Here is a 23,378-nt window from a genome sequence, read left to right on the forward strand (position 1 = left end):
CGTATGGGGGCTTTGACGAAAGCTGAGATGGCGGAACGTCTGTACGAAGAGTTGGGTCTGAACAAGCGCGAGGCCAAGGAATTGGTTGAGCTGTTTTTTGAAGAGATCAGACACGCTCTGGAAGACAACGAACAGGTCAAATTGTCCGGTTTCGGCAATTTTGACCTGCGAGACAAACGCCAGCGGCCTGGCCGCAATCCAAAAACGGGAGAAGAAATCCCGATCACGGCTCGCCGTGTGGTCACCTTTCGTCCAGGGCAGAAGTTGAAGGCCCGAGTTGAGGCTTATGCTGGAACCAAGTCATAACGACGAGCTACCCGTCATCCCAGGCAAGCGCTACTTCACCATCGGTGAAGTCAGCGAGTTGTGTGCGGTAAAACCGCACGTGCTGCGCTATTGGGAGCAGGAGTTTCCTCAACTCAACCCCGTCAAACGCACCGGGAACCGTCGGTATTATCAGCGCCAGGACGTGCTGATGATCCGACAGATCCGCGCGTTGCTGTACGACCAAGGGTTCACCATCAGCGGCGCACGCCAGCGTATGTCCGGTGACGAAGCCAAAGACGACACCACTCAATACAAGCAACTGATCCGCCAAATGATCTCCGAATTGGAAGATGTACTGGTGGTGCTGAAAAAATGATTCAAGCTTTAAAAATACTTCCACATTTCAAAAGCTTGCGGTATATTCCGGTTCGCTTCGTTAAGAAGCGAACCCAGTAACACGCCTAGTCGGGGCGTAGCGCAGTCCGGTAGCGCACTAGCATGGGGTGCTAGGGGTCGAGTGTTCGAATCACTCCGTCCCGACCATATTTTTCAATGACTTTAGGCCAATGTTCACAGCATTGGCCTTTTTCATGTGCGTGACATTTGCGTGACTTGTCGTTTTTTCACGCCTGCTCCCTCTTCAAAATTGTCAGGACCGGTCCGCGAGAATCGATTGCTGATCCCATGTTCGCAGCTCCTATCAAATGCCCGCGCTCAGCGCCTGAGTAGTGACTGGTGATGCTGCCGTTCTTGTGCCCCAGAAGGGCCTTGCGGTCTTCCTCGGTTACGCTGCACGCAGTCGGCGGCCAAACGTGTACTTAAGGTCATGAATCCTGATGGATGCATAACCAGAGTGAGCGGGGCGAAGGTTTTCCTCCTGCCAGAGTTTCGCCGCTCTCACCCGCGCTTTCTTCCAGGCCGAGTCATTCATCCGGTGCATCGCGGTTCTGTTGTATGGGAAAACCCATACCTTACTGATGCCGCGCTGCTTCTCGATGATCGACCTGGGCATACTGTTTAGCACCACCAGTCGCTCGTCGCCGTTCTTCACGCCGGATTGCTCATACCGGCCGCCAAAATCGGCTGGTATCAGAAATACGCTGGTGCCCAGTTCGGGTAACGAAATCTCCCAATCCCACCTTAGCTTGCAAACCTCCTGTTCCCGCGTGCCGGTGTTCACCTTGAACAGCGCCATCGTTTGCAGGTGAACCGGCAACTCTCCAGACAGCAGCGATTGCTCCGGCCCCGACATTGGGTACGGCTTGCGGCTCGACTTCTTCTCTTCCAGTTTCGTGAGCATCGGCACGCTATCCAGCCACGGCCTACGCTCATCGTCTCGCCATTTCCTGGCACACAACGACAAAACCCGTACTACACGTTCGATCAAGATATTCACCGTTCTGTTGTGGTGTCGCCCAAGAATTACAACGCCGCCCAGGCCGCGAAGATTATCTGCACTGGCCGCACCAGGCTGTTGCAGTTCAGGCGGCAGAAGCGTTACCTGTGAAGAGCACCGGCCCGATGTCGACTGGGCCTATCTGCGCAATTCAGGCCAAGAGCCAGATCTTTAATCCCGATTAAAAGAAGCCCTGATTGAGGGCGCATATCTTCGCCCCTGAGCTGAACGTTCTGCCACGACAACCACGAAGAGGTTTCCCGAAATGGAACAGGTACACCGCGCAATACATCAGGCAGTTCTGGAGGCGGGGCCAAAGCAACTGGCTTACCTGATGGGTAACCAACGGTGTTCTCCCCACGCTGAGCGCATCAGGTGGAACGCTGTCAGTCGAACTACGACGGCTGTTAGCTCAGATTTACAATCTGGTCAGGTGTATCGAATCAACGCGAAAGGCACGCTGACCGTGGCTGTTGGAAGTCTGATGCAGCTGGATATAATCGGGGGGAGGAGGTTCAGGGCTTGTACCTGAATACGGTCACGACAGAGATTCGCCCAGTGTTCTATCGCGCCTCCCAGGGGATACGTGGTTACGCGGCCAGATACGCAAGCACCACTCGAGATCGTGCTTTATGTAACTGTTGCCTGACGCGCACAGGAGTTAAGCCTTCGCCCAGATCTTGGGGCGAAGGTTGCGGCAGGCCAACCGCCAGCAGTACCATGCGCGGCTAGATTGGCCGGGCCAGGTCATCGGAACCTCACTTCGCTTCATGTTTCATTGAGCTGTTGCGAATCATCTCCAGAATGGAACTGCGCTGTAATGAATGTTAAGACGCCGCTACTCAAGGATGTCAGAGAGTCGTCAGTGGTTGGAAATACAAAAGCTCATGACCATTTGAAGTATCGTCCCGATATTGATGGGTTGAGGGCGATAGCAATTTTATCAGTTGTTATCTTTCATGCATTTCCATCCATTGTTCCCGGTGGATTTGCAGGAGTTGACGTGTTCTTCGTTATCTCCGGTTTTCTAATTTCAAGCATTATTTTTAAGAGTTTGGGTCGGGGTCACTTTAGCTTTGTAGATTTTTATTCTCGTAGGGCTAAACGAATATTTCCTGCGCTAGTGGCTGTCCTTTTGATCACGTATGTGTTTGGCTGGTTTGCGTTGCTTCCTGATGAATTCAAACAGTTGGGACGGCACATAGCGGCCGGCACCATATTTTTGCAGAACTTTAATTTGCTTGGTGAGTCTGGCTATTTTGATACGTCCTCAGAGCTAAAACCGTTAATGCATCTTTGGTCGCTAGCGATTGAAGAGCAGTTTTATCTTGTTTATCCACTAATTATTTGGGCAGCCTGGAGAACTGGTGTAAGCATAAAGCTTACGGTTGCTGCTTTGTGTCTTATATCTTTCGGTCTGAATGTTTATGGTGTTGCTTCAGATCCTGTGGGGACTTTCTTTTCTCCTCAAACAAGATTTTGGGAGCTGTTAGCAGGGGGCGTCCTAGCCTATTTTTACTATTCTCGTTCGAAAGCAGTTGAAAGGAACGATGCTCCAATAGTTTTTGGTGAAACGCTTAATAGTGCAATTTCTATACTCGGCCTTGGGCTAATCGTTGCCGCGGTAGCATTCCTAAAAAGCGGTGACATCTTCCCTGGCTGGTGGGCTCTGTCGCCCGTAATTGGCACCGCGATGCTGATCTTTTCGGGTCCCAACGCATTGGTGAACCGAACCCTTCTGAGCAATCGATTCATGCTCTTCATTGGCGTGATCAGTTACCCGCTGTACCTCTGGCATTGGCCGATTCTTTCGTTCGCCAGAATTATGGAATCCGCTGTCCCATCCTGGGAAATACAGGTTGCCGGTGTTCTGTTGAGCGTTCTGCTTGCTTGGCTCACTTATCGTTTTATCGAAAGCCCGATTCGATTTGGTGCACAAACTGCACTGAAACCAACGCTGCTTTGGGGTGTGATGCTGTGTTTGGGCGGCGTTGGATACGCCACATTTGCGCGCGATGGCCTGCCTTTTCGCGTTCAAGAACTTGCCAGCAATAACAGCCAATTCAACTGGGGCGATCTGGCGAACGAAACTTGCCGAAAGGCCTACCCCGCGTTCTGGCCCATTGATCATTGCTCAATGACTCGGGAGGGTGACCCATCGGCTATGTTGATTGGCGACTCCCACAGTGACCATATTCGCCTCGGGCTGTCCGAAGCCATGGCAAAGGAAAATAAAAACCTTCTAAACATCGGAGTTTCCGGATGCACGTCGTTCTATAACGTCACATCTCACCCGAGAGGCGTCCGTGATTGGTGCTCGACCTACATCAACAAGGCAATCGAGTTGGCAGTCAATACGGAGTCTGTAAAAACAGTTGTGTTGTCGTCCCGGGGCCCCATGTACCTGACCGGTAACGGTTACCATGAGGGAGATGATCTAATCCATCACGATAGAGTCCTGGAGCTAGTCGGCCATCCGGAGGTGACAGATTACGCAGCAGTCTTTGAGGCCGGTATGAGAAACACCTTCACGATGCTCGCCAAAGCGGGCAAGCAGGTGGTGTTCGTATTGGATATTCCTGAGCTTGGCTTCTCTCCGATGTCGTGCGTTGATAGTCGTCCATTACGTTTGACCAACAAGGTTAAGAGCCCGTGCGCTATATCTCGGGCAGAAGTGGACTCTCGAAACAAAGAATACAAAGAAGTAGTTGCCAGGGTCATGAAAGACTTTCCGGCAGTGACGCTGTTTGATACGCAGGCGAAGCTGTGCGACGCCGAATGGTGCTGGGCCATGATCGACGGCCAGATGATGTACCGTGATGACGATCACCTGTCTGCGAAGGGTTCTGAATTTATGGCGAAGGATCTGATGCCGATTATCAATAGGGCACTGGCGGATCCTGAGAGCCAGGCGCAAAGATAACGACCAAGTTGCGTTGCTGATGTTAAGCCCGCCGCGTGCGGGCTTTTTCTCTCGTGTTTGAATTTTGTGTTAGGTCTGCAGGACGCCGGAGGGAGCCTAAATAGGCTCAGTGACTTTACAAGAGACTTCGTGAGTTACGGTTCCGCACTCTTAGGCATCGTTGCAGCGAGCGCCAGGCGCGAAGCCTTGTGTTTAGCGGCCTGTAGAGGTGTCCGCGTACACGGGGTGTTAGGGGGCGGGTGTTCGAATCACTCCGTCCCGACCATATTTTTCAATGACTTAGCCGAACTCGAACCTGTTCGGCTTTTTCATACGTAGGCACTTTGCGGGGGATCATCTCGATTTCCTCCTCAAAACGGTCAGCACTGGCTCGCGAGAGTCAGTTGCCAACACTTTGTTCGCAGCCTCAATCAGATGCTGCAACACCGGGGTGGAATAGTGGCTCGTAATACTGCCGTTCTTATGCCCCAATAACGCTTTGCGATCTACCTCTGTCACGCTTGCTGCACGTGGTCTTCTGCCAAAGGTGTGTTTCAGGTCGTGAATCCTGATCAATCTGAACCGCGGGTGTGTCGGCGCCTTGTAGGCCGTCTCCGACTTTCCGCTATGCGCGCACCCTGGCTTTCTTCAAGACCGAGTCATTCATGCGATGCATTACCGTTGGCCCGAACTGATCTGCCTTCCCGTAGGGGAACACCAGGTCTTTGTGCAGACCGCGCTGATTGTCGATGATCGACATGGCCACCTTGTTCAGGATCACCAGGCGTTCATCGTCATTCTTCACCCCGGCTTTCTCACTTCGCCCGCCGAACCCGGCAGGTATCAGAAACACGCTGGTGCTCAACGCCGGTACCCGTATTTCCCAATCCCACCGCAATTTGCAGACTTCCTGTTTCCGGCATCCAATGTCCACCTTAGAGAGGGCCATCCTCAACAGGTGGTCCGGCAGCTCGGCGAACAGCATTGACTGGTCATCCAATGACAGCGGATAAGGTTTCCTGCTGGATTTCTCTTCTTCCATCATCGATATCACTGGCACGCTTTCCAGCCATAGCCGCTTTCTGTATCCCGCCCTTGCGGTGGTACGGATTCAAAAATCCGACGACTCCTTGTAGGGCGATATTCGCCGTCTTGTTCGATACGCCTGGTTTGACCTTTCCTTGCGCCGTCCTTGGTTGGCTTCTGCTGGCCACGCACAAACGGCGTCAGGGTACTGTCATCGATGAGCGTGATGTACGGGGCCCAATGTTTTCGAGTTAATGGAATAGGCGCGCTTTCTCTGGCGGCAGTTAGGCTGATGCAGCTGGATACTCGACGTTCAGGGCTCGTACCTGAACACGGTCACGACAGAAATTCGAACGGTATTTTATCGCGCTTCCCGGGGCTAAGTGTTGATGCGTCCTTATTAAGCAAGCACCGCTGGCGATCTTGCTTTATGTGGCTGTTGCCTGACACTCCAGCACTGTTGGCCTTAGCCTCTAACACTGGGCGAAGGTTGCGGCGGGCTATCCGCCAGCAGTACCATGCGCGACCAGATTGGCCAGTTGAGGCCAACGAACATTGAGCTTCGCTTCACACTTGTAGCGAAGGTCTGCCAATGGAATTGCACTGTAATGAATGTGAAGGCTCCGCTACTCAAGGATGCAAGAGGGTCGTCAGTGAGTGGCAACACGAAAGCTCATGACCATTTGAAGTACCGTCCGGATATTGATGGTCTCCGGGCTTTTGCAATACTTTCAGTTGTTCTATATCACGCATTCCCATCTTTCATGCGTGGTGGTTTTATTGGCGTTGATATTTTCTTTGTTATTTCTGGATATTTGATATCCAGCATTATTTTCAAAGGGTTAGATTCAAGAGCGTTTAGTTTTCTGGACTTTTACCAGCGCCGCGTAAAGCGAATTTTCCCCGCGCTTATTCTTGTCTTGGTGTCTTGCTACGCGGTTGGCTGGTTCACGCTGATGGCTGGCGAATTCAAGATGTTGGGTAAGCATGTCGCGGGCGGTATCGGGTTTATTCAAAACCTTGTCCTTTACCGCGAGGCCGGATACTTCGACACATCGTCAGTGCTTAAGCCATTGCTCCATTTGTGGTCGCTGGGAGTCGAGGAACAGTTCTATATCTTGTTCCCCATTGCAGCCTGGGTCATGTGGCGCTGGCGCTCTGCGGTCCTGCCTGTAATCGTCTTGCTCGCGGTCATTTCCCTGGGCGCCGATGTGCATAAGCTGGGGACGAACCCGTCAGCAGCCTTCTATATGCCGCAGTATCGGTTCTGGGAGATTTTGTGCGGCAGCATCATTGCCTACATCACGGTGTTCCGCCCCTCTACTGCCGACAAGATCCAGGGCTCTGCGCAAGTTCGAAATCTGGTATCGATTGCCGGGGCAGTGCTGCTGATCGCATCAGTTGTGGTCGTGGACAAGTACAAGGCTTTTCCTGGGTTTTGGGCATTGCTGCCGGTATCAGGTTCTGCGCTGATGATCATGGCCGGACCGAACGCCTGGCTGAACAGGAAGGTGATGGCGAGCCGCCCGATGGTGTGGATTGGCCTGATCAGCTACCCGCTTTATCTGTGGCATTGGCCGGTAATCACTTACATCCGCATTCTTGGCGCCGAGGAACTGAGCATAATCAGCGGCGTACTTGCTGTGGTCGCCAGTACGTTGCTGGCCTACGGCACCTATAAGTATGTGGAAGTACCTTTCAGAATCGCCAAGCTGCGGGTTCCAAAAACAGGGTTATTGCTGGCGCTGGGCCTGACTGTTGCTGCCGTTGGTGCTGTGACGTTTGTCAAAAATGGTCTCATGAATCGTCCTGGGCTATCAGCCGGCCTCAAGGACCGCGAAAGCTACGCGCAGTATTTCGAAAACTCTCTGCCGGCTTGGGCCTACTTCACTAACCAGGGGATTATCGAGGGCTATCGGTTCGGCTGTGACTTCTTTGACATCGAGCGTTACCGTGCCGGCGGCTTCACAATGGAGCCGCGCAAGCAGATCAGCACCGAATGCTATGTGCCGACCACTGACACAAAGGTCATGCTTTGGGGAGACTCCCACGCCCAGCAATACTATTACGGCCTGAGCAAGACGCTCCCGCCCTCCGTATCCATATTGCAGGTGGCAAGCTCTGGCTGTGAGGCGAACTTGCCGGGGACCGCTACAGGGGGCTTGAAGTACTGCGACCGCTCCAATGAGTTCGCCTTTGAGGTGATGGCAAAGGAAAAGCCACAGGTACTTGTAATTGCCCAACTTGAACAGCATGACACAAAGAATAATTTGATCGACCTTACAGCAAGGGCCAAGGCGCTTGGGGTCAAAAATGTAATTGTGGTTGGTCCAGTGCCGCGCTATGACCAGTTCCTGAATCAGTTGGTTGTGCGCAAGTTTTGGAACAACACGCCGCGCCGGACTAAAGAAAATCTGCTGCCTGCATCCTTCGACACCGACAGGGCGCTGGCCTCCAAGTACGCTGGTGGTGCTGGTGGGTTTGAATATCTGTCGGCGCTGGGGGCGTTTTGCAATGCAGATGGTTGCATGACTTACCTTGGCGATGATCGGAAAACAGGATTGGTGACGTTTGACTACGGTCACCTGTCGCCGCCAGCCTCTCTCTATTTTGCCAAGACCGCACTGGCACCGCTGATCATGAAGGAGCTGTCTGCGGAATAGCCTCGTCAACATCAAATGAGCCCGCCGCGTGCGGGCTTTTTCTTGCGAGATTGAGTTTGGTATTCGTTCGGCAGGACGCCGGGGCGCAGGGACTTTCTGTCAGAAAGCCTGTAGGGAGTTTTGCGGGGATTCGTGAATCTTTGTCCGGCATCGTTAGGCGTCGATTGAAGTGGGCGCCCACGTAAGGTGTTGGTATTAAAGGCTTTTCAGGACTCCCGCCAGCATGGGTTGCTAGGAGGCAAGTGTTCGAATCACTCCGTCAAGACCATTATTCATGATTAAAATCAGTTAGTTAAGTCGATCGGCTAGATCGGCTTTTTTGTGCCTGCGCTAAACCCGCGCAAAACGATTCGGTGATTTCGCTGGAAGCTCTCAATGATGCCGCCATGGCGGTCATGAGGCTCAGCCTAAGCAGGCTCTTAGTGATCCCTGATGTTCGATAATCTGAGACTGTCGTCTCCTACCGCCGATCATCCGCTAAGCGAAAGTAATCCACGCTCAGCTTTGTGAATGAGATGAGATCCGACTGCCTTATCTTAGCGGACGTCCGAGAATCGAACGCCATGGTTCGGCCGAAACCTTTATATGAGTTCCTTCAGGATTCAGCAATGACAATGGGCTCGGACCTTATCTGGGGAGTGTCGCCAGGCCGGGTATCTGTCTTTCAGCCGCCAATGGTGACTGTGTAACCTTCTGCCTGAAAGGCAAGATAGAATCCCTCGCATCAAAAACAAAGGAGGGTCGCGGATGTTCAGTCACATCACTGTTGGAACAAATGATCTTGATCAGGCTGCCGCTTTTTACGACGCTGTACTGATCCCGCTGGGGCTGTGTCGCCGCACCGTAACTCCTGATGGTGGACCGACGTCGGCATGCTGGGTCAAGCCAGATAGCGCTCTTCCTCGCTTTTATGTGTACAGCCCTTATGATCGCAACGAAGCCAGGGCAGGGAATGGCAGCATGGTCGCTTTCTCGGCTCCCTCTCCAGATGCGGTAGACGTTGCCTATACCGCCGGGCTTCATGCGGGTGGATCGGATGAGGGAATGCCCGGCTCACGTCCGCAGTATGGTGAAGGTTACTACGGCGCATACTTGCGTGATCCAGATGGCAATAAGGTACATGTTGTTCATCGTGGAGATTTGTAAGTTCGGCACATTCTGGCTTGTACGGGGTGTTTGCGGCAGTGCCGTTCTGGCTGCCGCCTTACCTGGGGCTTCATGATCGCGTCTTCTTGAAACGGCTGACCGGGCGCACCAAACCAAGGTTTTCGCGCAGTGTGGTGCCGGTGTATTCGCGCCGAAACAAACCGCGCCTCTGTAACTCAGGAACGACCAGGCCGGCAAAATCCTCCAGCCCGCCCGGCAAGTGCGGCACCAGAATATTGAAGCCATCCGCCGCACCTTCTTCGAACCAGCGCTGCAGTTCATCGGCGATCTGCAGCGGCGTGCCGATCAAGCTGTAATGACCGCGGCCACCGGCAATGCGTCGGTCCAGTTGCGCCAATGTCAGGTGTTCGCGCTGGGCCAGTTCACTCAGCAGTTGCTGGCGGCTGCGTTGACCGCTGTCGGTCAAGGGTAACTCGGGCAGCGGCCCATCCAGGGGGTAGCCGGACAGGTCGAAATTACCCAGCATGCGCCCCAGCAACGCCACCCCCACCTTGGGTTCGACCAGCGCCTGGAACGCTTCGAATTTGGCCTGGGCCAAGGCTTCGGTTTGCCCCACCACCACAAACACGCCCGGCATGATTTTCAGCGAATCGGCCTCGCGCCCGTATTGGCCCAGGCGAGCTTTGAGGTCGCTGTAGAAGGCCTGCGCGCCGGCCAGTGAGGTCTGCGCGGTAAACACCACTTCGGCGGTCTGCGCGGCTAGTTCACGGCCGGTTTCCGAGGAGCCGGCCTGCACGATCACTGGCTGGCCCTGGGGCGAGCGTGCCACGTTCAGGGGGCCTTTGACCCGGAAGTGTTCGCCCACATGGTCTAGCACGTGGCGTTTACTTGGCTCGTAATAGCGCCCGCTGGCCTTGTCGCGCACGAAGGCGTCGTCGTCCCAGCTGTCCCACAGCCCCGTCACCACCTGATGAAATTCCCGTGCGCGGCTGTAGCGTTCGGCGTGACCCAGGTGCTCGTCACGACCAAAATTCAGCGCCTCGGCCGCGTTATCCGACGTCACCAGGTTCCACCCTGCGCGGCCGCCGGAGAGGTGATCCAGCGAGGCGAATTTGCGCGCTACATGGTACGGCTCGTTGTAGCTGGTGGTGGCGGTGGCGATCAAGCCGATATGCTCGGTCACGGCACTGAGGGCCGAAAGCAGGGTGAGCGGCTCGAAATGATCCGAACGCGCCATCTGGCTCGCGACCTCACCGGTGGCGGCGGCGATGCTGTCGGCCAGGAACAGTGCGTCGAACTTCGCCGCTTCCGCCACCCGTGCCAAATGCTTGTAGTGGGCGAAGTCCAGGCCAGCATTCGCCGGTACGTCGGGGTGGCGCCAGGCGGCCACGTGGTGCCCGGTAGCCATCAGGAAGGCGCCGAGTTTGAGTTGACGGCTCATGCTAGAAATCCTTGCGCAGTTGCACGCCGAAGTAACGCTCATCGTCACGAGGCACGGCGCGGTAGATGTAGTTGCCGCCGCTGGCTAGCAGCGGTGAGTAGGATTTGTCGGCGAGGTTCTTCGCCAACAGTGCCACGCGCCAGCCATTGGTGTAGTCGGCCAGGGCCACGCTGGCGTTCCAGATGCCGTAGGCGCCTTGTTTGGTGTCCAGGTTCTGGCTGATGTCGTACTGCACTTCGCTCTGCCAGCTGTAGTCAGTGCCCAGTTCGATATCCAGGCCGTTATCCAAGGGGATGCTGTAGTCGGCGCGCACGTAGCTTTTCCAGTCCGGGCTGAAGGGCAGTGGCTTGCCATTGACGTTGCAGGTTGCCGCTGCGCCTGGCGGGCACGCGAACTGATCGATGCGTGCCCGCGTATAGGCCAGTGCACCGGAGAGCTTGAGTTGCTGGGTGGCTTGCAACGCGTAATCGAGCTCGACGCCTTCGGTGCTGACGCTGCCAGCGTTGATCAGGCGTGTCACGACTTGGCCGGCGACGGTGTCGAAAAAGTTGGCCTGGTAGTTGTCGTAGTCACTGTGGAACACCGCCAGGTTGGTGGTCAGGCGGTTGTTCCAGGCAGTGGCCTTGATTCCGGCTTCCCAGGTATTGGAAGTCTCCGGCTTGAGCGCGTCGGTGTCGCGCGGCTGCATGTTGAAGAACACGTTATAGGCCGGGCCTTTGTAGCCACGCGAGTAGGTGAGGTAGCTGGTGATGTTGTCGCTGAGGTCGTACTGCACACCCAGCCGACCGGACCAGCCGTCCTCATCCACCGAACCCGAACTTGATGTTGCCGGTTGGATGCCGCTGACGGTGGTGAGCGAGGTGGACACGCGGCGATGGTCGTACTTCAAGTCGTCATGGGTGTAACGCAACCCGGCGATGCCGCGAAAGCGCGAGGTGAAGTTGAGCGTGGTCTCGCCGAACGCCGCGTAGCTGTCGCTGGTGGTCTTGTAGTTAGCAATGCCTCTATCGACACGCGTCGTGGTGGTGAGGGTGCGCTGATAGGTCTCTTCATCCTTGCCATGCATGTAGAACAAGCCGCCTACGTACTCCAGGAACTCACCTTTGGGCGAGGCCAGGCGCAGCTCTTGGGAGTACTGGTCGAACGCCAGGTCGCCTTTGTCGGCGGTGCCGGGGAACGCGGCAGTGACCGTGCCGAGACGGTCGCCATCCTGATATTGAATGTTGTCCCAGCCGCGCCAGGCGGTGATCGAGGTGAGGGTGTAGTCGCCCAGGTTCCAGTCCAACTGTGCCGACAGGCCCTTGTTGGTGTCTTGCACATGGCTGCGGGTATCGGTGTTGATATCGCGGTTGTCGCTTGAGGCGCGCACCGGCCTTAAGGCATTGCTGAACGCCGGGTTCAGGGACTTGCTGACCACACCATTGGGCGCGTCATCGTGGGACTGCATGTAATCGGCGATCAGGGTCAGCTTTACGTCGTCGTTGGGCGTGAACTCCAGCTTGCCGCGAACGCCCTTGTGGTTGTAGCCATTGACCTCCTGACCGTTATGGCGGTTGTCGACGTTGCCGTCGTAGCTGCCGAACAAGGTGCTGATCGAGCCTTTGAGTACCTCCGGTACCAGGCTGCCGCCGATGCCGAAGCGCGTGCGGCTTTCATTGCCGCTGTAGAACGACTGATCGATAAACCCGTGGGTCTGGGCCGTCGGCGCCTTGCTGGTGATATTCAGCACGCCGGCCGAGGCGTTCTTGCCGAACAGCGTGCCTTGCGGGCCGCGCAGTACTTCGATGCGCTCAAGGTCCAGCAGGTCGAGGGTGGCCTGGCCGGGGCGTGCATAGACCACGCCGTCGATCACCGTAGCCACCGTTGGCTCAACGCCCGGCGAGGTAGAAATGGTGCCTACGCCGCGCACGAACAGTGACGTGTCCTTGTTCGAAGCGCCGGTGCGAAAGTTCAGCGACGGTACTTGCTGCGCGATGCTCGCCACCCCGTTGCGATTGTCACGCTCCAGTTGCTCGCCCTCAAGCACCGAGACGGCCACCGGGACTTTTTGCAGCGATTCTTCGCGGCGGGTAGCGGTGACTGTCACGGATTGGAGCGTGGGTTCCTGCTCATCAGCTGCAACAGCGCCGCAGACGGGCAAGGCGCTGAGGCCGGCCAGAAGCAACAAATGGGTGTGCCGTGGAAAGTTATGCATGCTGTGCCCGCTCGAAAAAATACCCTGGTCCGCTGCGGTTCTGCGACCGTCAGCGCCTGTGAACATGTCTTGGGCATTCGCTCGAGCGAGTAGCAGACAGCGCGCTTTGTTAGCGCTAACATCGGCATTATTGAAGCGGGCCGTTTAGAGCGTCAAATACTAAAAAATTAGTTTTATATTCCTTTTTTATAGGGCTATTTCGTGAGCGAACATCCACCGCGCAAACGCCGGGGCGCCGGACGCGTCACCCTGAACACCGTGGCACGCCAGGCCGGGGTGTCGGCCATTACCGTGTCGCGTTACTTCAACCAACCTGAACAGGTCTCGCCCGAGCGCCGCGAGCGTATCGCCGAGGTGGTCGCGCAGTTGGGGTATGTGCCGAACCTGGTGGCCGGTGGCTTGGCCTCTGCGCGAGGCAAAATCGTCGCGATGGTGATTCCGAATATCTCGGGGCCGATTTTTGCCAATACGCTGCAGGGCTTCAGCGACACCCTCAGTCGTCACGGTTACCAGCTGTTGTTGGCCTCCAGCTATTTCAGCATCGAACAGGAAGAAAGCGCGGTGCGTGCCTTTCTCGGCTGGTCGCCGGCAGCGCTGGTGCTGACCAGCCGCTTTCACAGCCCTGGCACCGAGAAGATGATCGCCGAGGCAGATATACCGATCGTCGAAACCTGGGACTACGTGCCAGAACGCGCGCCGTTGCAAGTGGGTTTTTCTCATTATGAAGTGGGCGTCACCGCCGCTCGCTACTTGCATGGCAAAGGCTATCGGCGCATCGCCTTCGTACAAAACAGTGCAGTGGGCGACTTCAGCGCATTGGAGCGGCGCGATGGGTTTACCGCGACCCTCTCCGAGTTGGGTGTGCAGCCGTGGGTCTTTGTGCCGGACGCCGACCGTGCGCCCTTCGAAGCTGGCAAGCAGGCCATGGACGCGCTGATGGGGCAGACGATCACGCCCGACGCGATTTTCTTCGCCAACGATAACCTCGCCGCCGGTGGTTTGCTGGCCGGTCAACGCGCCGGGCTGAGCATTCCCCAGGACTGCGCCGTATTGGGATTTGGCGACTACCCGTTTGCCCATATGTTGCTGCCCAGCCTCAGCACCCTCCAGCCACCCGCGTTGGAGATTGGTGTACTCGCTGCCACACGCGTCCTGCAAAGTCTGGGCGTATTAGCCACCGATGAGGAAGTTGAGCGCTTGAATCTTTTGCACTGTCAGTTAATTGAAAGAGAGAGCACCTGAATGACCCGTCGTTATGGCTAATTGCAACTAGTGGCTATTGGCTGCTAACGCTCTAAATCAGTGCATTTGGCAATGTTTTGTATTTAATTACCCCCTTATCCGGAACTAGGGCTATAACTTCCAGTCGATACACCCGGCTAACGCCTGCCTGGGCTATGGCGAACTAATGGCATTGTTCGGTAGTTCTAAATAGCCATACTTTTCGCAACGTTAGATATTCCTCAATGATGTCGTCAGCGCCCATCGATGCTTGCAAGATGCAGATCCCGCATACCGACCAGGTGTGCGCGTGGCTGATGCAGCACGCCGGGCTCAAAATCGCTGATCTGGAACGCGCCCAGCGTTTATCCACTGAGCCTGGCGACCTGCTCGGTTTACTCACGCGCCTGGGCCTGGTGTCCGAGGTCGAACTGGCTCGCGCCTGGGCCGATTTGCTGGATGCGCCACTACTGGTGGCCGACGCGGCGCCGCCGTTGCTTGACCCGCTTCCCGTGCTCACCGAGCGCTTTATGCGCCATTACCAGCTAGTGCCGATGGGTTGGCATCAGGGCGGGTTGCGCGTAATGGCTGCCAACCCGGCGCAGTGGTATCCGTTCCAGGCCCTGGCGTATGCCTGTGAGGTGCCGGTCTGGCTGGCCGTCGGTTCGCATAATGAAGTCGAGACGCTGATCGAGCGCTATTACGGCCAGGGCCGTTCCGCCATGGGCAGCCTGATCGAAAACCTCGATGAGCAGGGCGGCGTGCTGGAGGACATCGAACACCTCAAGGACATGGCCTCCGAAGCGCCAGTGATTCGCCTGGTCAATCTGATCCTGCAGCGCGCCGTGGAACAGCGCGCCTCGGATATCCATATCGAACCCTTCGAAAACCAACTCAAGGTGCGCTACCGCATCGACGGCGTGCTGCACGACGCCGAAGCACCGCCTGCCAGTTCGTCGGCGGCGGTGATCTCGCGGGTGAAGATCATGGCGCGCCTGGACATCGCCGAACGACGCCTGCCCCAGGACGGGCGCATCATGCTGCGCATCCAGGGCAAAGCGTTGGACCTGCGGGTGTCCACGGTGCCCACCAGCTTTGGCGAGTCGGTGGTGATGCGCCTGTTGGATCGGCAAACCGTGCAATTCGATTTCCCCAGCCTGGGCTTCGACGGCCCGCGTCTGGCGGCCTTCCAGGATCTATTGGCGCGGCCCCACGGCATCCTGTTGGTCACCGGGCCCACAGGTTCGGGCAAAACCACCACGCTCTATACCGCGCTGTCGCAACTCAACACGGCTGAACGCAAGATCATCACCGTGGAAGACCCGGTGGAATACCAGCTTGAAGGGATCAACCAGATCCAGGTCAAGCCCGCCATCGGCCTGGACTTTGCCGGAGCGCTGCGCGCCATCGTGCGCCAGGACCCGGACGTGATCATGATCGGCGAAATCCGCGATCTGGAAACCTGTCGTATCGCCGTACAGTCCTCCCTCACGGGTCACTTGGTGCTCTCAACCCTGCACACCAACAGCGCCGCTGCGAGTATCACGCGCTTGCTGGACATGGGCGTGGAGAGCTACCTGATTGCCTCCACGGTCAGCGGTATTCTCGCCCAGCGCCTGGTGCGGCGCCTGGACCCTGCCACGCGCGTGGCCTTCCAGGCCCCGCCGGAATTGATCAAGGAGCACGGCCTGGATCGCCTGACCGAGCAGCGTCCGATCCTGCTTTACCGCGGTGACTATCACGGCCGCAGCGCCCTCACTGAGTTGTTGGTAATGAACGACGAGTTGCGTGGCCTGCTGATGGGCCACGCCGACGCCGCCAGCCTCGAGCACGCCGCCTGCCGCGCCGGTTTGCGCACCTTATATGAAGACGGTTTGCGCCAGGCCCTGGCCGGTGTCACCTCCCTGGAAGAAGTGCTGCGCGTCACCCGCGGAGATGACGCGTGAGCCTGTTCAAGTTCCGCGCCCTGGACAGCCAGGGCGTGGCCCAGAGCGGCACGTTGCAGGCCATTGACCAAGCGGCCGCTGTCGCCGTCTTGCATCAGCGCGGGTGGTTGTTGCTGCACATCGAAACGGCCAGCGGCCCCTTGTTGCGTCAGGCACGTGGGCAGTTGAAGGGCGTAGCGCTGGTGAGTTTCACCCAGCAATTGGCCACGCTACTGGGCGCCGGCCAGCCCCTCGAACGCGCTTTAAACCTGTTGCTCAAGCAAGCCCGCCATCCTCAGGTGCGGGCCTTGATCGAGCGTATCCGCGACCAGGTCAAGGCCGGCAAACCGCTGTCGGCGGCGCTGGAGGAGGAGGGCGGCACGTTTTCCCCGCTGTACCTGAGCATGGTGCGCGCCGGTGAGGCCGGCGGGGCGCTGGAGGGCACCTTGCGCCAGCTCAGCGACTACCTGGAGCGCAGCCAGTTACTGCGCGGCGAGGTGATCAATGCGCTGATCTACCCGGCGTTCCTGGTGGTGGGTGTACTGGGTTCCCTGGCGCTGTTGCTCGCCTATGTGGTGCCGCAATTCGTGCCGATTTTTCAGGACCTTGGCGTACCGATTCCACTGATCACCCAGGTGATCCTGGCGCTCGGCGAGTTCCTCGGCGCCTATGGCCTGGTGGTGCTGGCCGGGTTGTCGATCAGTGGGTGGATTCTGGCGGCGCGCCTGCGCGACCCCCGTCGCCGTGAGCGTTACGACCGTCACCTGCTGAGCATCCGCGTGATCGGCCCGCTATTGCAACGGGTGCAAGCCGCCCGCCTGACCCGCACCCTCGGCACGTTGCTCAGCAATGGCGTGGCGCTGCTGCCCGCGCTGGTGATCGCCCGGCAAGTCTGCAGCAACCGTGCGCTCCAGGCGCAAGTGGCGCTGGCAGCGCAACGGGTCAAGGGCGGCGGCACCCTGGCCGATGCGTTCGGTCGCCAGCCGCTGCTACCGGAGCTGGCGCTGCACATGATTGAAGTCGGTGAACAGGCCGGTGAACTGGACAGCATGCTGCTCAAGGTCGCCGACATCTTCGACGTCGAGGCCAAGCGCGCCATCGAACGCTTGCTCGCTGCACTGGTGCCGACCCTGACCGTGGTCATGGCGGTGCTGGTGGCGGTGATCATGCTGGCGATCATGCTGCCGCTGATGAGCCTCACCAGCCATATATGAACTTTCAAGGAGCAGAACCGATGAAAACCCGACACCGCCAAGGCGGCTTCACCCTTTTGGAAATGCTGGCGGTGATCGTGCTGCTGGGCATTGTCGCGACCATTGTGGTGCGCCAGGTCGGTGGCAATGTGGACAAGGGCAAGTACGGCGCGGGCAAGGCGCAATTGGCCAGTTTGAGCATGAAGATCGACAGCTACGCCCTGGACGTGGGGGCGCCGCCCAACAACCTGCAACAGCTGCTCGACAAGCCGGCCAGTGCTTCGAACTGGGCCGGCCCCTACGCCAAGCCTTCGGAGCTGAAAGACCCGTTCGGCCACGGGTTCGGCTATCGCTTTCCCGGTGAGCACGGTGCCTTCGACCTGATCTTCTACGGCCAGGACGGCCAACCCGGCGGTGAGGGCTACAGTGCCGACCTGGGCAACTGGGAATAACCCGCCCGTGGTCCAGCGAGGCTTTACCCTGCTGGAGATGCTGGTCGTCATTCTATTGATCGGCATTGCGGCGGGGTTGTTGGGGTTGGGTGTACGGCAAGGGCTGCAGGTGGCCAAGGAGCGCCGGGTGGTCGCGCAGATGGTCGAGGCGCTGCGCGCCACGCGGGCGAGCGCCATCGTCAGCGGCCAGGCGGCGCGCACTCAGTTCGACCTCCAGGGCCGCTCGTTCCAGGCCCCAGGGCGTGCGTCACAGCAGTGGCCAGCGCAGGTGCAAGTGACCTTGCACAGTGCCGAGCAGGCCGGGGCCGCCGTGGTGTTCTATCCCGACGGCAGTTCCACAGGCGGTAACCTGCTGCTGGCCAACGGCAGCCGTCGTTGGCGTATCGACATTGGCTGGCTTACCGGCAGTGTGCAGTCCAAGGCGCTGCCATGAAGCACCAGGCCGGTTTCACCCTGCTGGAAATGCTCGCCGCCCTGACGTTGATGGCGGTGTGCAGCAGCGTGTTGCTGGTTGCCTTCGGCCAGAGCGCGCGCGCCTTGTCCCAGGTGGCCCGCAGCGACCGCCTCAACCATGCCGCGCTCACGCTGCTGGACCAGGAAGCCGCCGGCCCGCTGACGGAGGGAACCCGCCAAGGCGAACTCGAGGGTATCTATTGGCAATTGACCAGTACCCGCCAACAGCCGCACCTGTTTCGTCTCGACCTTAACGTGCGTGAAGGCGCGCATCAGGCGCACTTCAGCACTTTGAAGGCGCGCCTGTGAAGCGCCGTGAGCAGGGTTTCACCCTGCTGGAAGTGCTCGTGGTGCTCAGCTTGCTGTCGGTGTTGTTGCTGCTGGTGAGCGCAGCGTTGCTGGGGGCCAATCGGGCGGTGGCCAAGGCCCAGGCCTACACCGTCAGCCTGGATGAAATGCGCGCCGCCCAACAGTTTTTGCGCACCTCGATCAGCGAGGCGCTGCCGCTAAAGCTCACTGACGATGACAGCCAGGCCGAAGGTTTTTTTATCGGCACGCCTGAGCGTCTGCAGTTTGTGGCGACCTTGCCCGGTGTATTGGGCGGGGGTATCCAGCGCTTTACCCTGCAACGGGTCGGGCAGGATCTGCAGGTGGCTTTTTCGCAGAGGGCCTCCCACGCCAACGCGCAGCGCGATGAGCCGCAGGTGCTTTTGCATGACGTCGAGGCGCTGCAGTTCAGCTATCGCGGTGTCTCGCCACTGGGCCAGCCCACCGACTGGTTGAGCCCGTGGCCCTGGCCCCGGCGCCTGCCCACAGCGGTGCGCATCGACGCCTCCGTCGACGGGCCGGTGCCATGGGTCGCCCAAGTGGTTGCGCTGCGCCTGAACCTGTCCAGCGCGAGCAGCGAAGAATGAAGCGCCAACGCGGTGCGGCCCTGTTGCTGGTGCTGTGGGTGCTGGCCTTGCTCAGCGTATTGCTGGGTGGCCTGGCCGGGTGGGTGCAACTGCAAAGTCGCCAGGCGCTGTGGCTGCGCCAGCACACTCAGACACTGTTGGCCGCCCAGGCCGGTATCGCAGAGGTCATGGCGCAAGGGCAGTGGGTGGCGGACGGGCGTTCTATTGCGCTGACCTTCGACGACGCCCGCTTGCAGGTCAGTGTGCGCAGTGAGCGCGGCAAGCTGTACCTGGTCAACGCCGCCCCCCAGGACCTCACGCGCCTGGCCCTGGCCTGCGGCGCAACACCGGTTCAGGCCCAGCAGTTGGCCAAGGCCCTTGAGACTCGCCGCCATCAGGGCCTGGCGCCGTTTCGGGTGCTGGAGGAGGTACGTCAACTTCCCGGCATGACCCCGGCGCTCTACAGCCAACTACTGCCGCACATCACCTTGTGGAGCGACCTCGACCGGCCCGCTCCGGCATTCGCCAGCCCCCTGATGCGCAAGGCGTTGAACCTGCCACGCCAGGACGCCGAGGGCGTCGACCCCGGCCAGGTCGTGGAAATCGACAGCCGCGCCGAGCGCCCCGGCGGCTATCAGGCACGCCTGCGACTGACCCTTTTATTGAGCCCTGCGGAGGACAGCGCACAGCCCTATCGGGTGGTGCGGTGGCAAGAATGATTCAACTCGAACCGATTGCCCGCTACTGGCGCGGCAGCCTGCTGCAACAAGGCTGGCGCCTGTGGCTCACGGAGTTACGCGGCTGTGTGCCGAAGTGGCTGGCGTTCCAGGAACCGCCTGAGCAGGTTCATCACTGGCCGCTGACGGCTCCAGTGTTGCCAGGCAATGCGCGCCAGGTGCTGATGCTTGCTCCTGATGCCGTGTTGCAGCAAAGCGTGCAACTGCCTCTGGCTGCCGCGCGCAACCTCGTGGAGGTGGTTGGCTATGAACTGGACCGCTACACCCCGTTCAACGCCGGGCAGCTCTATTTCGTCGCCCGCCAGGAGCGGCGCACACCCAGCCACCTGGAGGTGAGGGTGGTGGCGATCCTGCGCGAGCGCCTTGACCAGGTCCTCACTGACTGCGCCGCCCTCGGCCTGTACCCACACCGCGTGGATGTGGCGGGCCTGGGTATCGACCTGCTGCCCGCGCCGTTACGCCCGCGTTCGCGGCCTGCCGGCAAGCAATTGCAGCGCAGCCTGCCGTGGTTGTGCGGCGCGTTGCTGATCGCGGCGATGCTGTTGTGGCTCAACGACCGCCAGCGGGTACTCGACAGCATGCACGCCACTGTCCAACAGCAAAAAGCCGAGGTCGCCCAGGTGCACGCCCTGCGCCAGCAACTGCTCAACACCCGTGGCGCGGCGCAGTACCTCAGCCAGCGTAAACGGGCGCAACCGCCCCTGGCCGCGCTGCTGAATGACTTGACCAGTTGCCTGCCCGCAGACACCTGGCTCGACCAATTGGACGTCAAGGACGGCGAGGTGAGTTTCTCCGGCCAGAGCGCCAAGGCCAGTGGCCTGATCAGCCGCATCAAAGGCTGCCAGCGCTTGGACAACGCGCAATTCGAAGGGGTGATCCAACCCGACGCACGCACCGGCAAGGACCAGTTTGCCTTGCGTGCCCACTTACGCCAGGAGGCCGCCGATGCGCCGACCCCTCACACGCCGTGAACGCCGCGGCGCCGCCTTGTTGACCCTGGCGTTGGTGCTCGGCGCGGCCTATTGGCTGTTGATCGACAGCTGGTTCGCCGGGCCGCTGCGGGCCATGGGTGAACAGGCCGAACAGTTGCGTGAACAGCAGCAGCGCTATGCCAGCGTCATACGCCAGGGCGATGCTTTGCGCGAACAGTTGGCGCAAGCACAGCAAGACCCGGCCAGCAGCGCCAGCCTGTTGCCAGGGGACGACCCGGACGTGGTCGCCGCCGACCTGATGCAGCGTCTCGCCGACCTGATCAACAGCCACGCCAACCTCGGCGGCGGCTGCAACCTGACCCAGCGCAAACCGATCACGCCTGAACAGAACGACAGCGAGCCCTATCGTCAGGTCAAGGTCAGCCTCACGCTCAATTGCGCCATCGAACCGCTGACCGCGATCCTGCATGGGCTGGAATATCAACCGCCTTTTCTGTTCGTCGATGAGCTGCATATTCGTCGCGACAAACAGGCGCCAGCCAGTGGCGGGGCGGGCAAGCTGGCGGTGCAACTGCTGGTGCGCGGCTACCTGCAACCGGCGCGGGTGGCACCATGATTGGCCCCTTGCGTCCTCTTGAATGGGGCTGGCTCGGCGTGGCCGGGCTCTTGGGGCTGTTGATGGCGATGATCCTCAGCAGCATCGGCGACGCCCCCCGGTGGTTACCCGATGCGCCGGTGCACGCGCCACCCTCGTTCCAGGTGCAGGCCGCTCCCACGCCAGCGTTGCAAGACCTTGCCGGTACCTGGCAAGCGCCGCTGTTCAGCCCGGATCGCCGTCCGGACCGGGAGGTGGGTAAAACCCAAGTGGCGAGCCTGGCCAACCTGACCCTCAGCGGCATCATGATCACCGGCAACCTGCAAATGGCCATGCTCAAGCAAGCCGGTGGCCCAACGCTCACGGTGCGCTTGGGCCAGGCGTTGCCCAACGGCTGGCACCTGGAACACCTGACCCCGCAATACGCTCGTTTTGCCCTGGACGGGCGCACCCAGACCCTGAGCCTCTACGGTAAGCGGTTACCCCTGATCTCACATCCCCGCGAGTCTCTCCCTTGATTGATATGCGCACTTCGCTGTTTTGCCTGGCTACCGCCGTTTCCCTGGGCGGCTGTGGCTCTTTGCCCGACACCCTCGACCCGGATGACGACCTGCTGCACGAGGCCCTGCAGGGCACCGGCGCACAACGCCCGCCGCTTCAGGCGCCTGTGGCCGAAACCGCTCCACCTGCCACCCAGGCTCCGCCGCAGCGCCAGCTCATTCGTGGCAATCAAGCGTTTGTGCGCCAGCCCGCGGCACCCGTAAACGTGCCGGAGCAGGGCGGCGACATCGTGTTCAACTTCGCCGATCAGCCCATCGAGGCCGTGATCAACAGCGTGATGGGCGACCTGCTGCACGAGAACTACAGCATCGCCGAGGGCGTGAAGGGCACGGTCAGCTTCTCCACCTCCAAGCCTGTAGACAAACAGCAAGCGCTGTCGATTCTCGAAACCCTGTTGTCCTGGACCGACAACGCCATGATCAAACAGGGCAACCGCTATGTGATCCTGCCGGCCAACCAGGCAGTGGCGGGCAAGCTGGTGCCGCAGATGCGCGTGGCGCAACCGGCCAGCGGCCTCTCGGCACGTCTGTTTTCACTGCGCTATATCTCGGCCACCGAGATGCAGAAACTGCTCAAACCCTTCGCTCGTGAAAACGCTTTTTTGTTGGTGGACCCGGCGCGCAATGTCCTGAGCCTGGCCGGCACGCCCGACGAACTGGCCAACTACCAGGACACCATCGACACTTTCGACGTGGACTGGCTCAAGGGCATGTCGGTGGCGGTGTTCGGCCTGCAACGCGCCTCGGTGGCCGAGCTGATGCCCGAGCTGCAAGCCATGTTCGGCGCGGACAGTGGCACACCCCTGGCCGGCATGCTGCGGTTCTTGCCGGTCGAGCGCACCAACTCGGTGGTGGCGATTTCTTCCCAGCCCCAGTACCTCAGCGAAGTGGGCGACTGGATCCGCACCATCGACGAGGGCGGCGGCAACGAGCCGCAGATGTATGTGTACGACGTGCGCAATATGAAGGCCGCCGATCTGGCCAAGTACCTGCGGCAGATCTACGGCAACGGCGCGATCAAGGATGACGCCCCGGCGAAAGTAGCGCCGGGCTTGCGTACCACCACCTTGTCCTCGTCCACCAGTGCCGGTTTGCAGGCGAGCGCCCCGGTGCCCGCAGCCGAAGAACCTGAATCCGAGCCTGCCGAAAACACCCAGGCATCGCCCACCAGCGACCTCGAGGCGGGCACGCGCATCACCGCGCAAAAGAGCAGCAACCAACTGCTGGTACGCACCCGCCCGGCGCAATGGAAAGAGATCGAAGCGGCGATCAAACGCCTCGACAACCCACCGCTGCAAGTGCAGATCGAGACGCGCATCCTGGAGGTCAAGCTCACCGGCGAACTGGACCTGGGGGTGCAGTGGTACCTGGGCCGCCTGGCCGGTAATTCCACCAGCACTACGGGGGTCAACGCCTCCGGC

Annotated in this window: 19 protein-coding genes, 1 tRNA gene and 2 pseudogenes; 18 read left to right on the forward strand and 4 right to left on the reverse strand. The window is 59.3% G+C overall.

Annotation, left to right across the window (positions count from 1 at the left end):
- Positions 1 to 3: 3 nt before the first annotated feature.
- From ihfA to GIW79_RS21950, 3 genes are all read left to right on the forward strand, one after another.
- Positions 4 to 306, forward strand: coding sequence for an integration host factor subunit alpha (gene ihfA / locus GIW79_RS21940; RefSeq protein WP_002553164.1), 303 nt, complete (start codon positions 4 to 6; stop codon positions 304 to 306).
- The gene (locus GIW79_RS21945) at positions 287 to 643 is read left to right on the forward strand and encodes a MerR family transcriptional regulator (RefSeq protein WP_003174972.1); all 357 of its coding nucleotides are present in this window, start codon (positions 287 to 289) and stop codon (positions 641 to 643) included. The genes ihfA and GIW79_RS21945 overlap by 20 nt, the downstream gene beginning before the upstream one ends.
- 90 nt (positions 644 to 733) lie before the next feature.
- Positions 734 to 810 (forward strand) — tRNA-Pro (locus GIW79_RS21950).
- An 80-nt stretch (positions 811 to 890) separates the two neighbouring features.
- Here the strand turns inward: GIW79_RS21950 and GIW79_RS21955 are convergent.
- Positions 891 to 1,672 (reverse strand): annotated as a pseudogene (locus tag GIW79_RS21955) (tyrosine-type recombinase/integrase); the annotation flags it as partial.
- A gap of 811 nt (positions 1,673 to 2,483) precedes the next feature.
- Here GIW79_RS21955 and GIW79_RS21960 point away from each other — a divergent pair.
- The gene (locus tag GIW79_RS21960) at positions 2,484 to 4,586 is read left to right on the forward strand and encodes an acyltransferase family protein (RefSeq protein ID WP_089042170.1); all 2,103 of its coding nucleotides are present in this window, start codon (positions 2,484 to 2,486) and stop codon (positions 4,584 to 4,586) included.
- A gap of 333 nt (positions 4,587 to 4,919) precedes the next feature.
- Here the strand turns inward: GIW79_RS21960 and GIW79_RS21965 are convergent.
- Positions 4,920 to 5,819: pseudogene (locus GIW79_RS21965) on the reverse strand (tyrosine-type recombinase/integrase); the annotation flags it as partial.
- A 380-nt stretch (positions 5,820 to 6,199) separates the two neighbouring features.
- Here GIW79_RS21965 and GIW79_RS21970 point away from each other — a divergent pair.
- Both GIW79_RS21970 and GIW79_RS21975 read left to right on the forward strand, forming a co-directional pair.
- The gene (locus tag GIW79_RS21970) at positions 6,200 to 8,254 is read left to right on the forward strand and encodes an acyltransferase family protein (protein ID WP_072446257.1); all 2,055 of its coding nucleotides are present in this window, start codon (positions 6,200 to 6,202) and stop codon (positions 8,252 to 8,254) included.
- Positions 8,255 to 9,001: 747 nt separating this feature from the next.
- Entirely contained in the window at positions 9,002 to 9,400 is a 399-nt protein-coding gene (locus GIW79_RS21975) for a VOC family protein (RefSeq protein ID WP_198863078.1), read from the forward strand.
- A 70-nt stretch (positions 9,401 to 9,470) separates the two neighbouring features.
- Here the strand turns inward: GIW79_RS21975 and GIW79_RS21980 are convergent, their stop codons facing one another.
- Together GIW79_RS21980 and GIW79_RS21985 are read right to left on the reverse strand one after the other, a co-directional pair.
- Positions 9,471 to 10,802, reverse strand: a complete 1,332-nt coding sequence (locus GIW79_RS21980; RefSeq protein ID WP_236454870.1) for an LLM class flavin-dependent oxidoreductase — start codon at positions 10,800 to 10,802, stop codon at positions 9,471 to 9,473.
- 1 nt (position 10,803) lies between these two features.
- Positions 10,804 to 12,996, reverse strand: a complete 2,193-nt coding sequence (locus GIW79_RS21985; protein WP_236454867.1) for a TonB-dependent receptor — start codon at positions 12,994 to 12,996, stop codon at positions 10,804 to 10,806.
- A gap of 201 nt (positions 12,997 to 13,197) precedes the next feature.
- Here GIW79_RS21985 and GIW79_RS21990 point away from each other — a divergent pair, with 201 nt between their 5' ends.
- From GIW79_RS21990 to GIW79_RS22045, 12 genes are all read left to right on the forward strand, one after another.
- Positions 13,198 to 14,238, forward strand: a complete 1,041-nt coding sequence (locus tag GIW79_RS21990; RefSeq protein WP_236454865.1) for a LacI family DNA-binding transcriptional regulator — start codon at positions 13,198 to 13,200, stop codon at positions 14,236 to 14,238.
- 257 nt (positions 14,239 to 14,495) lie between these two features.
- Positions 14,496 to 16,163: a GspE/PulE family protein gene (locus GIW79_RS21995; protein WP_236454864.1), complete on the forward strand. Its 1,668-nt coding sequence runs from the start codon at positions 14,496 to 14,498 to the stop codon at positions 16,161 to 16,163.
- The gene (gene gspF, locus GIW79_RS22000; protein ID WP_072446247.1) at positions 16,160 to 17,356 is read left to right on the forward strand and encodes a type II secretion system inner membrane protein GspF; all 1,197 of its coding nucleotides are present in this window, start codon (positions 16,160 to 16,162) and stop codon (positions 17,354 to 17,356) included. The genes GIW79_RS21995 and gspF overlap by 4 nt, the downstream gene beginning before the upstream one ends.
- Before the next feature lie 20 nt (positions 17,357 to 17,376).
- Positions 17,377 to 17,787 carry a type II secretion system major pseudopilin GspG gene (gene gspG / locus GIW79_RS22005; protein WP_019821138.1) on the forward strand — a complete coding sequence of 137 codons (411 nt, stop codon included), beginning with the start codon at positions 17,377 to 17,379 and terminating at the stop codon, positions 17,785 to 17,787.
- Positions 17,788 to 17,794: 7 nt separating this feature from the next.
- Entirely contained in the window at positions 17,795 to 18,220 is a 426-nt protein-coding gene (locus GIW79_RS22010; RefSeq protein ID WP_072446245.1) for a GspH/FimT family pseudopilin, read from the forward strand.
- Positions 18,217 to 18,549 (forward strand): type II secretion system protein, encoded by a 333-nt coding sequence (locus GIW79_RS22015; RefSeq protein WP_054898349.1) that lies wholly within the window; start codon positions 18,217 to 18,219, stop codon positions 18,547 to 18,549. The genes GIW79_RS22010 and GIW79_RS22015 overlap by 4 nt, the downstream gene beginning before the upstream one ends.
- Complete coding sequence (locus tag GIW79_RS22020; RefSeq protein WP_054898350.1) at positions 18,546 to 19,154, forward strand: prepilin-type N-terminal cleavage/methylation domain-containing protein; 609 nt, start codon at positions 18,546 to 18,548, stop codon at positions 19,152 to 19,154. The genes GIW79_RS22015 and GIW79_RS22020 overlap by 4 nt, the downstream gene beginning before the upstream one ends.
- The gene (locus tag GIW79_RS22025) at positions 19,151 to 19,852 is read left to right on the forward strand and encodes a hypothetical protein (RefSeq protein WP_054917543.1); all 702 of its coding nucleotides are present in this window, start codon (positions 19,151 to 19,153) and stop codon (positions 19,850 to 19,852) included. The genes GIW79_RS22020 and GIW79_RS22025 overlap by 4 nt, the downstream gene beginning before the upstream one ends.
- Positions 19,849 to 20,841, forward strand: a complete 993-nt coding sequence (locus GIW79_RS22030; RefSeq protein WP_054898352.1) for a PilN domain-containing protein — start codon at positions 19,849 to 19,851, stop codon at positions 20,839 to 20,841. The genes GIW79_RS22025 and GIW79_RS22030 overlap by 4 nt, the downstream gene beginning before the upstream one ends.
- Complete coding sequence (gspM, locus tag GIW79_RS22035; RefSeq protein ID WP_032902001.1) at positions 20,816 to 21,418, forward strand: type II secretion system protein GspM; 603 nt, start codon at positions 20,816 to 20,818, stop codon at positions 21,416 to 21,418. Before GIW79_RS22030 ends, gspM begins: the two co-directional genes overlap by 26 nt.
- Positions 21,415 to 21,915 carry a general secretion pathway protein GspN gene (locus tag GIW79_RS22040; RefSeq protein ID WP_236454861.1) on the forward strand — a complete coding sequence of 167 codons (501 nt, stop codon included), beginning with the start codon at positions 21,415 to 21,417 and terminating at the stop codon, positions 21,913 to 21,915. The genes gspM and GIW79_RS22040 overlap by 4 nt, the downstream gene beginning before the upstream one ends.
- Positions 21,916 to 21,920: 5 nt before the next feature.
- On the forward strand, positions 21,921 to 23,378 hold a 1,458-nt coding region (locus tag GIW79_RS22045; protein ID WP_236477416.1), incomplete at its 3' end, for a secretin N-terminal domain-containing protein.

It is taken from the genome of Pseudomonas sp. PA-7-1E (genome assembly GCF_021605325.1).
Taxonomy (GTDB): domain Bacteria; phylum Pseudomonadota; class Gammaproteobacteria; order Pseudomonadales; family Pseudomonadaceae; genus Aquipseudomonas; species Aquipseudomonas fluorescens_BV.

Coding starts and splice junctions, on each gene's coding strand:
- ihfA (WP_002553164.1), top strand. CDS start 4: ATGGGGGCTTTGACGAAAGCTGAGATGGCGGAACGTCTGTACGAAGAG.
- GIW79_RS21945 (WP_003174972.1), top strand. CDS start 287: ATGCTGGAACCAAGTCATAACGACGAGCTACCCGTCATCCCAGGCAAG.
- GIW79_RS21960 (WP_089042170.1), top strand. CDS start 2,484: ATGAATGTTAAGACGCCGCTACTCAAGGATGTCAGAGAGTCGTCAGTG.
- GIW79_RS21970 (WP_072446257.1), top strand. CDS start 6,200: ATGAATGTGAAGGCTCCGCTACTCAAGGATGCAAGAGGGTCGTCAGTG.
- GIW79_RS21975 (WP_198863078.1), top strand. CDS start 9,002: ATGTTCAGTCACATCACTGTTGGAACAAATGATCTTGATCAGGCTGCC.
- GIW79_RS21980 (WP_236454870.1), bottom strand. CDS start 10,802: ATGAGCCGTCAACTCAAACTCGGCGCCTTCCTGATGGCTACCGGGCAC.
- GIW79_RS21985 (WP_236454867.1), bottom strand. CDS start 12,996: ATGCATAACTTTCCACGGCACACCCATTTGTTGCTTCTGGCCGGCCTC.
- GIW79_RS21995 (WP_236454864.1), top strand. CDS start 14,496: ATGCAGATCCCGCATACCGACCAGGTGTGCGCGTGGCTGATGCAGCAC.
- gspG (WP_019821138.1), top strand. CDS start 17,377: ATGAAAACCCGACACCGCCAAGGCGGCTTCACCCTTTTGGAAATGCTG.
- GIW79_RS22015 (WP_054898349.1), top strand. CDS start 18,217: ATGAAGCACCAGGCCGGTTTCACCCTGCTGGAAATGCTCGCCGCCCTG.
- GIW79_RS22025 (WP_054917543.1), top strand. CDS start 19,151: ATGAAGCGCCAACGCGGTGCGGCCCTGTTGCTGGTGCTGTGGGTGCTG.
- GIW79_RS22030 (WP_054898352.1), top strand. CDS start 19,849: ATGATTCAACTCGAACCGATTGCCCGCTACTGGCGCGGCAGCCTGCTG.
- gspM (WP_032902001.1), top strand. CDS start 20,816: ATGCGCCGACCCCTCACACGCCGTGAACGCCGCGGCGCCGCCTTGTTG.
- GIW79_RS22040 (WP_236454861.1), top strand. CDS start 21,415: ATGATTGGCCCCTTGCGTCCTCTTGAATGGGGCTGGCTCGGCGTGGCC.